Source organism: Streptococcus mitis (assembly GCF_022137125.1).
Classification (GTDB): Bacteria; Bacillota; Bacilli; order Lactobacillales; family Streptococcaceae; genus Streptococcus; species Streptococcus mitis_CE.
On record NZ_JAKNEQ010000002.1, the window covers coordinates 197,072 to 211,627 of the forward strand.

Annotated in this window: 9 protein-coding genes and 1 pseudogene; 8 read left to right on the forward strand and 2 right to left on the reverse strand. The window is 39.6% G+C overall.

Translation table 11 applies throughout. The features are described 5' to 3' along the window. Together mraY and L0P31_RS02945 are read left to right on the forward strand one after the other, a co-directional pair. Positions 1-981, forward strand: a complete 981-nt coding sequence (mraY, locus tag L0P31_RS02940; protein ID WP_000470817.1) for a phospho-N-acetylmuramoyl-pentapeptide-transferase — start codon at positions 1-3, stop codon at positions 979-981. Positions 982-1,320: 339 nt separating this feature from the next. Further along, the gene (locus L0P31_RS02945; protein ID WP_238095666.1) at positions 1,321-3,426 is read left to right on the forward strand and encodes an ATP-dependent Clp protease ATP-binding subunit; all 2,106 of its coding nucleotides are present in this window, start codon (positions 1,321-1,323) and stop codon (positions 3,424-3,426) included. Between the two features lie 61 nt (positions 3,427-3,487). On the opposite strand, the gene L0P31_RS02950 is transcribed toward L0P31_RS02945, so the two are convergent. Both L0P31_RS02950 and L0P31_RS02955 read right to left on the reverse strand, forming a co-directional pair. After that, complete coding sequence (locus tag L0P31_RS02950) at positions 3,488-3,970, reverse strand: S-ribosylhomocysteine lyase (RefSeq protein WP_000032547.1); 483 nt, start codon at positions 3,968-3,970, stop codon at positions 3,488-3,490. Positions 3,971-4,064: 94 nt separating this feature from the next. Next, the gene (locus L0P31_RS02955; protein WP_238095668.1) at positions 4,065-5,549 is read right to left on the reverse strand and encodes a DUF1846 domain-containing protein; all 1,485 of its coding nucleotides are present in this window, start codon (positions 5,547-5,549) and stop codon (positions 4,065-4,067) included. Positions 5,550-5,701: 152 nt separating this feature from the next. Between L0P31_RS02955 and L0P31_RS02960 the strand changes: the two genes are divergently transcribed. From L0P31_RS02960 to glf, 6 genes and pseudogenes are all read left to right on the forward strand, one after another. Continuing rightward, the gene (locus tag L0P31_RS02960; RefSeq protein ID WP_238095670.1) at positions 5,702-7,312 is read left to right on the forward strand and encodes a glycoside hydrolase family 13 protein; all 1,611 of its coding nucleotides are present in this window, start codon (positions 5,702-5,704) and stop codon (positions 7,310-7,312) included. Positions 7,313-7,479: 167 nt separating this feature from the next. Further along, positions 7,480-9,447 (forward strand): peptide ABC transporter substrate-binding protein, encoded by a 1,968-nt coding sequence (locus L0P31_RS02965; protein WP_238095672.1) that lies wholly within the window; start codon positions 7,480-7,482, stop codon positions 9,445-9,447. A 202-nt stretch (positions 9,448-9,649) separates the two neighbouring features. Beyond that, entirely contained in the window at positions 9,650-11,608 is a 1,959-nt protein-coding gene (locus L0P31_RS02970) for a peptide ABC transporter substrate-binding protein (RefSeq protein ID WP_238095674.1), read from the forward strand. Between the two features lie 192 nt (positions 11,609-11,800). Continuing rightward, the gene (gene cpsA / locus L0P31_RS02975) at positions 11,801-13,246 is read left to right on the forward strand and encodes an LCP family glycopolymer transferase CpsA (protein WP_238095676.1); all 1,446 of its coding nucleotides are present in this window, start codon (positions 11,801-11,803) and stop codon (positions 13,244-13,246) included. 6 nt (positions 13,247-13,252) lie between these two features. Next, positions 13,253-13,342: pseudogene (locus tag L0P31_RS02980) on the forward strand (tyrosine protein phosphatase); the annotation flags it as partial. A 110-nt stretch (positions 13,343-13,452) separates the two neighbouring features. Continuing rightward, complete coding sequence (gene glf / locus L0P31_RS02985; protein WP_238095678.1) at positions 13,453-14,556, forward strand: UDP-galactopyranose mutase; 1,104 nt, start codon at positions 13,453-13,455, stop codon at positions 14,554-14,556.

A 14,556-nucleotide genomic window follows, 5' to 3' on the forward strand; every position in this document is an offset into this window, starting at 1 on the left:
ATGTTTATTTCCATCAGTGCTGGAATTGTGACATTTTTACTAACTTTAGTAGGAATTCCGGCCTTTATCCAATTTTATAGAAAGGCGCAAATTACAGGCCAGCAGATGCATGAGGATGTCAAACAGCACCAGGCAAAAGCTGGGACTCCTACAATGGGAGGTTTGGTTTTCTTAATTGCTTCTGTTTTAGTTGCTTTCTTTTTCGCCCTATTTAGTAATCAACTCAGCAATAATGTCGGTATGATTTTATTTATCTTGGTTCTCTATGGTTTAATCGGATTTTTAGATGACTTCCTCAAGGTCTTCCGTAAAATCAATGAGGGCCTTAATCCCAAACAGAAATTGGCTCTTCAGCTTCTAGGTGGTGTCATTTTCTACCTTTTCTATGAGCGTGGTGGCGATATGCTTTCTGTCTTTGGCTACCAAGTGCATCTAGGGATTTTCTATATTGTCTTCGCTCTTTTCTGGCTAGTTGGTTTTTCAAACGCAGTGAACTTGACAGATGGTATTGACGGTCTGGCTAGTATTTCCGTTGTGATTAGTTTGTCTGCCTATGGCGTTATTGCCTATGTGCAAGGTCAGATGGATATCCTTCTAGTGATTCTTGCCATGATTGGTGGTTTGCTTGGTTTCTTTGTCTTTAACCATAAGCCTGCTAAGGTCTTTATGGGAGATGTGGGAAGTTTGGCTCTCGGTGGAATGCTGGCAGCTATTTCAATGGCTCTCCACCAAGAATGGACTCTCTTGATTATCGGAATTATTTATGTCTTTGAAACAACTTCGGTTATGATGCAAGTCGGCTATTTCAAAATGACTGGTGGTAAACGTATTTTCCGTATGACGCCTGTGCATCACCATTTTGAGCTTGGAGGATTGTCTGGTAAAGGAAATCCTTGGAGCGAGTGGAAGGTTGACTTCTTCTTTTGGGGAGTGGGGCTTCTAGCAAGTCTCCTGACCCTAGCAATTTTGTATTTGATGTAAGAATGGCACCCTGATGTTTCAGGGTGTTTTTGCTTTTTAAAAAATATTGGTCAATTAAAGTCAAATTCCTTGACCTTTTTTGACTAATGTAGTATATTATGAACGTAAGGTAAATGAAAGCCTTACTAGAACACTTATTTAAAGTAAAATAGAAAGAGGTGGGGTCTATGTTTAATCTAGAAATCTTTAGAAGTAAAGATAGTCTACTCCTGCTTGAAAAAGAAAAACCAGAAATAGTACGTAGAGTAGCAATCTAGCTAGTCTAAATTTTTTAAGATAAAGGTCAAAGATAGTCAATATCAGTAATCATAACTAAGTAAATAAAAAGAGGTAAAGAATATGAACAACAACTTTAATAATTTTAACAACATGGATGATTTATTTAACCAATTGATGGGTGGTATGCGAGGATATAGTTCTGAAAATCGCCGTTACTTGATTAATGGACGTGAAGTCACACCTGAGGAATTTGCTCACTATCGTGCAACTGGTCAATTGCCAGGAAATGCAGAAGCTGATGGACAAATGCCACAACATACGTCAGGTATGAAACAAGATGGTGTCCTTGCTAAACTGGGTCGAAACTTGACAGCAGAAGCGCGTGAGGGCAAGTTGGATCCTGTCATCGGACGAAATAAGGAAATTCAAGAAACATCTGAAATCCTCTCACGCCGTACTAAGAACAATCCTGTTTTGGTTGGAGACGCAGGTGTTGGTAAGACAGCAGTTGTCGAAGGCTTGGCACAAGCTATTGTGAATGGTGATGTTCCAGCTGCTATTAAGAATAAGGAAATTGTTTCCATTGATATCTCAGGTCTTGAGGCTGGCACTCAATACCGTGGTAGCTTTGAAGAAAACGTTCAAAATCTAGTCAATGAGGTCAAAGAAGCAGGGAATATTATCCTCTTCTTTGATGAAATTCACCAAATCCTCGGTGCTGGTAGCACTGGTGGAGACAGTGGTTCTAAGGGGCTTGCGGATATTCTCAAGCCAGCCCTCTCTCGTGGGGAGTTGACAGTGATTGGGGCAACGACTCAAGATGAATACCGTAACACCATCTTGAAGAATGCAGCTCTTGCTCGTCGTTTCAACGAAGTGAAGGTTAATGCTCCATCTGCTGAAGATACTTTCAAGATTCTTCAAGGTATTCGAGATCTTTATCAACAACACCACAATGTTATTTTGCCAGATGAAGTCTTAAAAGCTGCCGTTGATTACTCTGTTCAATATATTCCACAACGTAGCTTGCCAGATAAGGCTATCGACCTTGTCGATGTTACGGCGGCTCACTTGGCAGCTCAGCATCCAGTAACAGATGTTCATGCTGTTGAACGTGAAATTGAGGCAGAAAAAGACAAGCAAGAAAAAGCAGTTGAGGCAGAAGATTTTGAAGCAGCTCTAAACTATAAAACACGCATTGCAGAATTGGAAAAGAAAATCGAAAACCATACAGAAGATATGAAAGTGACTGCAAGTGTCAACGATGTGGCTGAATCTGTAGAACGTATGACGGGTATTCCAGTATCTCAAATGGGGGCTACGGACATCGAACGTTTGAAAGATATGGGTCATCGTTTGCAGACGAAAGTTATTGGTCAAGATAAGGCCGTTGAAGCAGTAGCAAAAGCTATCCGTCGTAACCGTGCTGGTTTTGATGAAGGTAACCGTCCAATTGGTAGCTTCCTCTTTGTAGGTCCTACTGGTGTCGGTAAGACTGAGTTGGCTAAACAATTGGCTCTTGATATGTTCGGAACGAAAGATGCTATCATCCGTTTGGACATGTCAGAATACAGCGACCGCACAGCCGTTTCTAAGCTAATCGGTACAACAGCTGGTTATGTGGGTTATGATGACAATAGCAATACCTTGACAGAACGCGTCCGTCGCAATCCATACTCAATCGTACTTTTGGATGAGATTGAAAAGGCTGACCCTCAAGTCATCACCCTTCTCCTCCAAGTTTTGGACGATGGTCGTTTGACAGATGGTCAAGGTAACACTGTCAACTTCAAGAATACGGTGATTATCGCAACTTCAAACGCAGGCTTTGGTTACGAAGCTAATTTGACAGAAGATGCTGATAAACCAGAATTGATGGATCGTTTGAAACCTTACTTCCGTCCAGAATTCCTTAACCGTTTCAATGCTGTCATCGAATTCTCACACTTGAGCAAAGAAGATCTTTCTAAGATTGTAGACCTGATGTTGGTTGAAGTTAACAAGACGCTTTCTAAGAAAGACATTGACTTGGCAGTGAGCGAAGCTGCTAAAGAATACATGACTGAGGAAGGCTACGATGAAGTCATGGGTGTTCGTCCACTCCGTCGTGTGGTTGAACAACAAATCCGTGACAAAGTCACAGACTTCCACTTGGATAACCTTGATGCTAAACACCTAGAAGCTGACATGGAAGATGGTGTTTTGGTCATTCGTGAAAAAGCCTAAATCAAGATTTTGAAAATAAAAAAAAGGAACCAGCTGAAAAAAACTGGTTCCTTTTTTTTGTTTAGATGACATGGCGTTCAAAGGCATCGTCTGAAATCCCTTGTTCAAGGATGAGTTTTGCCCATTCTTTAGCAGAAAAGAGGCTGTGATCCTTGTAGTTGCCGCAAGATTCGATGGTTGTTCCAGGAACATCTTCCCAAGTAGTGGTTTCAGCGATTTCCTTAAGCGAATCCTTGATAACTGCTGCAATCTCAGCGCTAGTATGACGTCCCCACATAATCATGTGGAAGCCTGTACGGCAACCAAATGGTGAACAGTCAATCATGCCGTCAATGCGAGTACGGATGAGTTTGGCCAAGAGGTGTTCGATAGTGTGAAGGCCAGCGGTAGGGATAGAGTCTTCGTTTGGTTGCACCAAGCGAATATCATAATTGGAGATGATGTCTCCTTTTGGCCCTGTTTCTTCCCCAATCAAGCGGACATAAGGTGCTTTAACAATAGTGTGGTCAAGTTCAAAACTTTCAACAATAACTTCTTTTGACATGGTAAATCCTTTCAGTTTTCTTCTTTCATTATAACATAAAGCCAGCTCTTGAGACAGAGAGAAAACCTCTCCGAGGGTGGAGAGGTTCAAATCTTTATTTACGATACAAGCGGTCGTATTGGTAGTAAGGATCAAAGGTTACGTTGATCCCTAGTTTACGAAGGACATTCTTGTCTTCATCGGTTAAGATGATGGTTGAGTGGGCTTCGCTTCCTTTGAGGTTGCCAAGTTCTTCCATAGCACGAGCAGCATCAGGATTTTCTGTAGCTGTGATAGCAAGTGCAATCAGGATTTCATTTGAATGAAGGCGTGGATTGCGGCTACCCAGATGATCGATTTTAAGACCTTGAATCGGTTTGACAACTTCAGGTTCGATTAGTTTTACTTCTTTAGCGATGTCAGCTGATTTCTTGATGGCGTTGATAAGAGCAGCGGCTGTAGGGCCAAAGAGCTCTGAGTTCTTACCTGTGACAATTTCTCCGCTTGGCAATTCAAGGGCTAGGGCTGGTCCGCCAGTTTCTTCTGCTTTTTGACGCGCAACGACAGCAACCTTACGGTCTGCAGGTGTGATGCCGAGGTCATTCATAAGCAACTCGATTTTCTTGACAGCAGCTTCGCCAACTTTTTCGGCTTTAAAATCAAGAACAGTTTGATAGTAACGGCGGATGATTTCTTGTTTAGAAGCTTCGACAGCAGCTTCATCATCTGCAATAGCGAAACCAACCATGTTGACACCCATATCTGTCGGAGAAGCGTATGGAGATTTACCAAGGATACGTTCTAACATGCGCTTGAGTACTGGGAAAATCTCGATATCACGGTTGTAGTTGACAGTGGTCTCTCCGTAGGTTTGGAGATGGAAGGGGTCAATCATGTTGACATCATCAAGGTCAGCTGTGGCAGCCTCGTAGGCCAAATTGACTGGGTGATGAAGGGGAAGATTCCAAACTGGGAAGGTTTCAAATTTAGCGTAGCCAGACTTGATACCATTGATTTGATCGTGGTACATATTGGACATACAGGTTGCCAATTTTCCAGAACCAGGTCCAGGAGCAGTTACGACGATCAAGTTACGACTGGTTTTGATGTAGTCATTTTTCCCCATACCTTCTGGAGAAATGATGTGATCCATATCTGTTGGATATCCTTTGATTGGATAATGAAGATAAGAATCAATTCCGTTTTTCTCAAGTTGGTTGCGGAAGGCATCCGCAGCGGGTTGGCCAGCGTACTGTGTGATGACTACTGAGCCGACAAAAATTCCCAGTTCATTGAATTTGTCAATCAAGCGAAGAACTTCTTGGTCATAAGAAATGCCCAAGTCACCACGTGCTTTGGAATGCTCGATGTTGCTAGCATTAATGGCAATTACAACCTCGACTTGCTCTTTCAACTCCTGCAAGAGCTTGATTTTATTGTCAGGCTCATAACCAGGAAGGACGCGAGCAGCGTGGAAGTCTTCTAACATTTTGCCACCAAACTCCAAGTAGAGCTTGCCGTCAAATTGGTTGATACGCTCCAAAATGTGGTCGCGCTGTAGATTCAAATATTGTTCAGAACTAAAAGCTTGTTTTTTCATTTTTTTACCTCTGACCTCTATTATAATAAAAAATTGGAAGTTAGGAAACTATGGAGTTAAAAAAGGAATCAAAAAGATTAGGCAAACGCTTGCATAAAAATCTGAAAAGCGCTATCATAGACTGTAGATTATTAAAATAATGAGGTAAGAAGATGCAAGAAAAATGGTGGCACAATGCCGTAGTCTATCAAGTTTATCCTAAGAGCTTTATGGATAGCAACGGAGATGGAATTGGCGATTTGCCAGGTATTACCAGTAAGTTAGACTATCTAGCTAAGTTAGGAATTACAGCGATTTGGCTGTCTCCCGTTTATGACAGTCCTATGGATGATAATGGATATGATATTGCTGATTATCAAGCGATTGCGGCTATTTTCGGGACCATGGAGGATATGGATCAATTGATCGCGGAAGCTAAGAAACGTGATATTCGTATCATCATGGACTTGGTGGTCAATCATACCTCAGATGAACATGCTTGGTTTGTCGAGGCTTGTGAAAATCCTGATAGCCCTGAGAGAGACTACTATATCTGGCGGGACGAACCCAATGATTTGGAGTCTATCTTTAGTGGGTCTGCTTGGGAATACGATGAAAAGTCAGGTCAGTACTATCTCCACTTTTTCAGCAAGAAACAGCCTGATCTCAACTGGGAAAATGAAAAACTTCGCCAGAAAATCTATGAGATGATGAACTTTTGGATTGATAAAGGCATTGGCGGCTTCCGTATGGATGTCATTGACATGATTGGGAAAATTCCTGACGAGAAAGTAGTCAATAATGGTCCTATGCTCCACCCTTATCTCAAGGAGATGAATCAGGCGACCTTTGGAGATAAGAATCTCTTAACAGTAGGGGAAACATGGGGAGCAACGCCAGAAATTGCTAAGCTCTACTCGGATCCAAAAGGGCAAGAGTTGTCTATGGTCTTCCAGTTTGAACATATCGGTCTTCAGTATCAGGAAGGTCAGCCTAAATGGCACTATCAAAAAGAACTGAATATTGCTAAGTTAAAAGAGATTTTCAACAAATGGCAGACAGAATTAGGAGTTGAGGACGGCTGGAATTCGCTCTTCTGGAACAATCATGACCTTCCTCGTATCGTCTCAATATGGGGAAATGACCAGGAATACCGCGAAAAATCTGCCAAAGCCTTTGCAATATTGCTTCATCTCATGAGAGGGACTCCTTATATCTACCAAGGCGAGGAGATTGGGATGACCAACTATCCCTTTGAAACGCTGGACCAAGTAGAAGATATTGAATCTCTTAACTATGCGCGTGAAGCTCTTGAAAAAGGTGTTCCGATGGAAGAAATCATGGACAGCATCCGTGTCATTGGTCGCGACAATGCTCGTACTCCAATGCAATGGGATGAAAGCAAAAACGCTGGTTTCTCAACAGGTCAACCGTGGTTGGCAGTCAATCCAAACTATCAAGCAATCAACGTTCAAGAAGCGCTGGCAAATCCAGATTCTATTTTCTATACTTATCAGAAACTGGTTCAAATCCGTAAGGAGAATAGCTGGCTGATTCGAGCTGACTTTGAATTGCTTGATACAGCTGACAAGGTCTTTGCCTATATTCGTAAAGATGGCGACCGTCATTTCTTAGTTGTAGCCAACTTGTCCAATGAAGACCAAGACTTGACAGTAGAAGGAAATGTTAAATCAGTCTTGATTGAAAACACCGTGGCTCAAGAAGTTTTTGAAAAACAAATCTTGGCTCCATGGGATGCTTTCTGTGTGGAAATGACTAACTAAAAAGTGAGAACCTTGAGCCTTAGAGCTTGAGGTTTTTTGCTAAAAGTTGTGTAAAAAACTCTTTTAAAAACATTTGTTAGAATTTTCTAAAAAATCTGTCAAAAGCTATTGCATTTGTAAAAAAATAGGGTATAATAGTGAAAATACTATTTTGAAGGAGATTATTTATGCAATCGAAAAAGTGGCTCTTAGGAGCAGGAGTGACCTTGAGTACAGCCATTCTTTTAACAGCTTGTGGGAAAAGTGAAAAGAATGCAGACGCTCCCAAAACATTTTCTTATGTTTATGCTGTTGATCCATCATCCTTGGATTATAGCGTTACAAGTAAAAGTTCAACTTCTGACGTAATAGGTAACGTCGTCGACGGTCTTTTAGAGAATGATAAATATGGGAATCTGATTCCCTCTCTAGCAGAGGATTGGTCAGTTTCTAAAGATGGTTTGACTTATACCTACAAACTTCGTAAAGGTGTGAAGTGGTACACTTCAGAAGGAGAAGAGTATGCAGAAGTTAAGGCTCAGGATTTTGTCACTGGATTAAAGCATGCAGCAGACGGAAAGTCCGATGGTCTTTCTTTGGTTGAGAAATCTATCAAAGGATTGGAGGCTTATGTTAGTGGTGAGACAAACGATTTCTCAACTGTAGGTGTGAAAGCTCTTGATGATTATACAGTAGAATATACGCTTAATAAACCGGAAAGTTTTTGGAATTCAAAAATAACCACTGCAACGATGCTTCCAGTTAATGAAGAATTTTTGAATGCAACAGGTAAGGATTACGGAGCGCCAACTCCATCAAGTATTCTTTACAATGGTCCATATTTTTTGAAGTCCTTGATTTCTAAATCTGTGATTGAATATGAAAAAAATCCTAACTATTGGGATAAGGAAAATGTCAAAATTGATAATGTAAAATTAACATTCTATGATGGATCAGACCAAGAATCCTTAATTCGTAGCTTTACACAAGGTGCCTATACAACTGCTCGTCTCTTTCCAGCAAGCTCAAACTTTGAATCAACTAAAAAGGAATACGGTGATAAGATTGTCTATAGTCCACAAGAGGCAACAAGTTATTATCTTACCGTTAACGTAAATCGTCAATCCTATAATAAAACAGCTAAAACAGATGAGTCACAAAAAACATCAACAAAAGAAGCTCTTCTCAATAAGAACTTCCGTCAGGCTCTTAATTTTGCATTTAATCGCCACGCCTATACAGCTCAATTAAATGGTGAAGAAGGTGCGGATAAGATTATTCGTAATAGTCTAGTGCCAGATAACTATGTTCAAGTAGCTGGGAAGACCTTCGGACAGCTGGCTCAGGATGAACTGCTGAAATATGGAGAGCAATGGAAAGATGTGACTCTCACAGATGGCAAAGATACAATTTACAATCCAACAAAGGCCAAGTCTACATTTGAAAAAGCGAAAACAGAATTGCAATCTAAGGGAGTAAGTTTCCCGATTCATTTGGATGTACCAGTAGAACAGACAGATGTAGTTGCAGTTCAACAGACAAATTCATTAAAACAATCGATTGAAGAAACATTGGGAACTGAGAATGTAATTATAGATGTTCTTCAAATGACGGATAATGAGAAGGAAAGTATTACTTCTCAAGCTAAAGTTCCAACCCAAAAAGATTATGATTTGAACGGAACTGGTTGGGGACCAGATTATCAAGATCCAGCAACCTATCTCAATATTTTAGATGCTAAGAAGGGTTCTGCCTTGAAACATCTAGGTATAACAAAGGGCAAGGATCCTGAAGTTATGGCGAAAGTTGGCTTGGATGAATACAAGAAGCTCTTGGATGATGCTGCATCTGAGACAAGTAATCTTGATAAACGATACGAAAAGTATGCCAAAGCACAGGCTTGGGTTGCTGATAGTTCACTTCTTATTCCAGTTGCTTCTTCAGGTGGCTCTCCTATGGTTAGTCGTACTGTTCCATTTACCAAAGCTTATTCACAGGTCGGTATTAAGGGAGATCCATTTATTTTTAAAGGTATGCAACTTCAAAATGATATCGTGACAACTAAAGAGTATGAGGCGGCTCTTAAAAAGTGGCAAAAGGAAAAACTAGAATCTAATGCTCAGTATCAAAAGGATTTAGAAAAACACATAAAATGAGTCTAGGCTTATTTTGTAGATGTTTCTTAGTCAACAAACCGTATAAAAACAAGGGAGGACTGTATGAAAGACAGAAATCCTTTGTTTTTTTATGGCTAAGATTTATAAACTTTCATTCTCAAAATTCAATTAACTTTACAAATTTCCAATATTTTGGTAAAATAAACATATGTTACAAAAACTAACATGAAGGAGAAAGAAGATGACTACAAAAAAGCGTGTTCTTAGCGCAGGCCTGACCTTTGCGGCTGCTTTGCTTTTAGCTGCTTGCGGACAATCAGGTTCAGATACAAAAACTTACTCATCAACCTTTAGTGGAAATCCAACTACATTTAACTATCTATTAGACTATTACGCTGATAATACAGCCATCATTACCAACCTAGTTGATGGCTTGCTTGAAAATGATAATCACGGGAACCTAGTTCCATCTTTGGCAGAAGACTGGTCTGTTTCAAGCGACGGTCTGACTTATACCTACAAATTGAGAAAAGATGCCAAATGGTTCACGGCCGACGGTGAAGAGTACGCCCCAGTCAAGGCACAGGATTTTGTGACAGGAATCAAATACGCAGTGGACAATAAATCACAGGCCATTGACTTGATTCAAAACTCGATCAAGGGCTTGAATGATTATATTACAGGAGCAGATACTGACTTTTCTAAGGTTGGGGTGAAGGCTATCGACGACCAGACTGTTGAGTATACTTTGGCACGTCCAGAGCCTTACTGGAATTCAAAAACAACCAATAGTATTCTTTTTCCGGTAAATGAAGAGTTTCTAAATTCGAAAGGGAAAGATTTTGGGACTCTATCTCCAGATAGTATTCTTTACAGCGGACCTTATTTGTTAAAAGATTTCACATCAAAATCATCAATCGAGTATGTGAAAAATCCGCATTACTACGATCATGATAAAGTATCGATTGAACACGTGAAATTGGCTTACTTTGATGGTTCAGACCAAGAATTGACTATCCGTAACTTTGAAAGTGGAGCCTATTCAATCGCTGGGGTTTATCCAAATAGTTCTAACTTTGCTAAGACCAAGGAAAAATATAAGGATAATATCGTTTATAGCTTGCAGGACAAGACTTCTTGGTACTTCAATTTTAACGTTAATCGTAAGGCTTACAACCATACGTCTAAAACGACAGATGAGCAGAAGAAGTCAACTGAAACAGCTGTCTTGAACAAGAACCTCCGCCAAGCGGTGAACTTCGCCTTAGATCGCACAGCCTATTCTGCCCAGTCAAATGGGGAAGAAGCAGCTAGCAAGACCCTTCGCAACACCCTAGTACCTCCTACATTTGTCCAAGTTGGAGACAAGACCTTTGGAGAAGTAGTCGCTTCTAAATTGGTTAACTACGGAACAGAATGGTCAGGCATTGACTTGGCAGATGCTCAGGATGCCTATTTTAACAAAGAAAAGGCCCAAGCAAAATTTGCGGAAGCTAAAAAAGAATTGGCAAGTCAAGGTGTGACTTTCCCTATTCACTTGGATGTGGCTGTTGATCAAACAAGTAAAAATGCTGTGACAGGCATGAACTCTGTTAAGCAGACTCTAGAGTCAGTTTTAGGTGCTGATAACATTGTCATTGATGTTCAGCAACTTTCAACAGATGATTTTAATAACGTAGCCTTCTTAGCACCAACGCCTGCTGATCGAGACTATGATTTGAACTTTGATGGGTGGGTAGGTGACTACCAAGATCCATCAACTTATCTCAATCCTTTCAATGCAGAGGATGGATTCTACCTCAAAATCTTTGGCCTAGATGCTCAGGAAGATAAAGCTAAAATTGCTAGCTTGGGTCTTGATACCTACACCAAGATGCTCAAAGATGCAGATAGCGAAAATAAAGATGTAGCCAAACGTTATGAAAAATATGCTGAAGCACAGGCTTGGATGATTGACAATTCTCTGATTATGTCAGCCATGTCAAGTGGTGGAACAGCATCTGTAACCAAAGTAACGCCATTTACAAGAGGGTACTCAATGGTCGGTATCAAGGGTGATGGCAATAACTACAAGTATATGAAACTGCAAAAAGATACTGTGACAATCAAACAGTTTGAAGAAGCTAAGACTAAATGGGAGCAAGAAAGTAAAAAAGCAATCGAAAAAGCTCAAAAAGAAGCAGAAAATCATGTCAAATAGATGAGCGAGGTTCCGTAAGGGACCTTGTTTATTGTATTTCACAGCAATATATTAAAAGTTAAAACGTAGAAGTTTAGTGAGATATTGAGGATACTTTACTTGGAGAGTATGTATCATACAATGTACTGTTGATGATGTATTTTATGATATAATAAAGTGAAATGAAATAAAAATTGATAATAGAGGTATATCGTGAGTAGATCTTCGAAACGAGCTCGTCAGGGTAAAACAAAAATATTGATTAGTTGGGGGTTGCTAGCTATCTATGCAGTACTAGCAGTCTTTTTATTGTTTTTGATTTTCAAATACAATATGCTAGCCTTCCGATATCTGAACATAGTAGTTACCGTCCTAATTGTAGCCTTAGCTGTCTTGTGCTTCTTTTTAATTCGGTCTAAGAAAGCTAAAAATCTAACGCTGATTTTATTACTACTTGGTATTTTGATTAATGGGACTTCCCTCTTTGTTGTAAGTCAGTTCATTGGATTTACTAGTCGTTTGAATGCAACATCAAATTACTCAAATTATTCGATGAGTATTGCGGTGTTAGCAGATAGTCCAATTGAGAATATCAGTCAGGTAACCAGTGTAATGGGGCCTACTGGGACGGATAAGGACAATATCCAACAGTTACTGAATGATCTGAAGGCTAGTCAAAATAAGGAATTGACAGTCGAAGAAAGCAGTTCTTATCTTGCGGCCTATAAGAGCTTGTTAGCTGGAGATACAAAGGCAATCCTTCTAAACAGTGTCTTTGAAAATATAATCGAATCAGAATATCCAGACTATGCTTCAAAGATTAAGAAAATCTATACCAAAGAATTAACTAAGAAGGTTGAAACTCCAAAGGATGTCAAAGGTGACAGTTTCAACGTTTATATCAGCGGAATTGATACTTACGGTCCAATTAGTTCAGTTTCTCGTTCTGATGTCAATATCATTATGACAGTGAATCGTGAAACTAAAAAGATTCTCTTGACCACAACACCTCGTGATTCCTATGTTCCGATTGCAGACGGAGGGAATAATCAAAAAGATAAGTTGACTCATGCGGGTATTTATGGAGTAGATGCTTCGATTCATACACTGGAAAATCTCTATGGTATTGACTTGAACTATTATGCTCGTTTGAATTTCACCTCTTTCTTGAAATTGATTGATTTACTCGGTGGAGTTGATGTTTATAATGACCAAGAATTTACTGCTCATACAAATGGGAAGTTCTATCCTGTAGGAAGTGTTCATCTTGACTCGGAGCAAGCTCTTAGCTTTGTACGAGAGCGTTATTCATTGGCAGATGGAGACCGAGATCGTGGTCGCAACCAGCAAAAGGTTATTGTCGCTATTTTGCGAAAGTTAACCTCGACAGAAGCTTTGAAAAATTATGACAGTATTATAAAGGGACTACAAGATTCTTTGCAAACCAATATGCCGCTTGAAACCATGATGAATCTGGCCAATGCCCAACTTGAGAGTGGTGGAACTTATAAGATTATCTCGCAAGATCTCAAAGGAACAGGGCGGATGGATTTACCATCTTATGCCATGCCTGATAGCAACCTCTATATGATGGAAATAAGTGATAGCAGTTTAGAGTCAGTTAAGGCAGCAATCAATGATGTGATGGAAGGAAAATAAGATAAAATGATTGATATTCATTCGCATATCGTATTTGGTGTGGATGATGGTCCGAAAACTAAGCAAGAAAGCAAGATTCTTTTGGCAGAAGTCTATGGATAAGAAGTACGGATTTAAGATGTAAAATATACAATTGTATCATCGATTAAAGTAATCAATCTTGTACAATTGCTACAACAGTTTGTTAAAAAATAAAGGAGCTTAAGATGTACAATTATCTTGTTGTTGGTGCTGGTCTCTTTGGTGCAGTCTTTGCCCATGAAGCAGCCTTAAAAGGAAAAAAAGTAAAAGTCATTGAAAAACGAAATCATATCGCGGGTAATATCTATACTCGTGAAGAGGAAGGAATTCAAGTTCATCAATATGGTGCCCATATATTCCATACTTCTGATAAGGAGATTTGGGATTATGTAAATCAGTTTGCAGATTTTAACCGTTATACTAACTCTCCTGTAGCAAACTATAAGGGTGAGATTTATAACCTCCCTTTTAATATGAATACCTTCAATAAACTCTGGGGAGTTGTAACGCCAGCGGAAGCACAAGCTAAGATTGATGAACAACGTGCTGTTTTAAATGGTAAAACTCCTGAAAATTTGGAAGAACAGGCTATCTCTCTTGTAGGTACAGATATTTATGAAAAATTGATTAAAGACTATACAGAGAAACAGTGGGGGAAACCAACTACTGAACTTCCTGCCTTTATCATTCGCCGTTTGCCAGTACGTTTGACGTATGATAACAACTATTTTAACGATACCTATCAAGGAATTCCAATTGGTGGATACACTCAAATAGTTGAAAAAATGTTGGACCATGAAAACATTGATGTAGAAACCAATGTTGATTTCTTCGCGAATAAAGAGCAATATATGAAGGACTTCCCTAAGATTGTATTTACTGGTATGATTGATGAATTCTTCGACTATAAGTTGGGTGAATTAGAGTATCGTAGTCTTCGTTTTGAAAACGAGACCTTGGATATGGAGAATTACCAAGGAAATGCAGTTGTGAACTATACAGATGCAGAAACTCCATATACTCGAATTATTGAACACAAACATTTTGAGTTTGGGAATCAAGCTAAGACTATCATTACTAAAGAACATTCTAAAACATGGGAAAAAGGTGATGATCCTTATTATCCAGTTAATAATGATCGTAATAATCATTTGTATAAATCATATAAAAAACTTGCTGATGAGCAAGGCAATGTTATCTTTGGTGGTCGTTTAGGACACTATCGCTATTATGATATGCACCAGGTAATCGGAGCAGCCTTGCAGTGTGTAAGAAATGAGTTAGATTAA

Excerpts from the sequence above, each read along its gene's own strand:
- mraY (WP_000470817.1), top strand. The coding sequence starts at position 1 with ATGTTTATTTCCATCAGTGCTGGAATTGTGACATTTTTACTAACTTTA.
- L0P31_RS02945 (WP_238095666.1), top strand. The coding sequence starts at position 1,321 with ATGAACAACAACTTTAATAATTTTAACAACATGGATGATTTATTTAAC.
- L0P31_RS02950 (WP_000032547.1), bottom strand. The coding sequence starts at position 3,970 with ATGTCAAAAGAAGTTATTGTTGAAAGTTTTGAACTTGACCACACTATT.
- L0P31_RS02955 (WP_238095668.1), bottom strand. The coding sequence starts at position 5,549 with ATGAAAAAACAAGCTTTTAGTTCTGAACAATATTTGAATCTACAGCGC.
- L0P31_RS02960 (WP_238095670.1), top strand. The coding sequence starts at position 5,702 with ATGCAAGAAAAATGGTGGCACAATGCCGTAGTCTATCAAGTTTATCCT.
- L0P31_RS02965 (WP_238095672.1), top strand. The coding sequence starts at position 7,480 with ATGCAATCGAAAAAGTGGCTCTTAGGAGCAGGAGTGACCTTGAGTACA.
- L0P31_RS02970 (WP_238095674.1), top strand. The coding sequence starts at position 9,650 with ATGACTACAAAAAAGCGTGTTCTTAGCGCAGGCCTGACCTTTGCGGCT.
- glf (WP_238095678.1), top strand. The coding sequence starts at position 13,453 with ATGTACAATTATCTTGTTGTTGGTGCTGGTCTCTTTGGTGCAGTCTTT.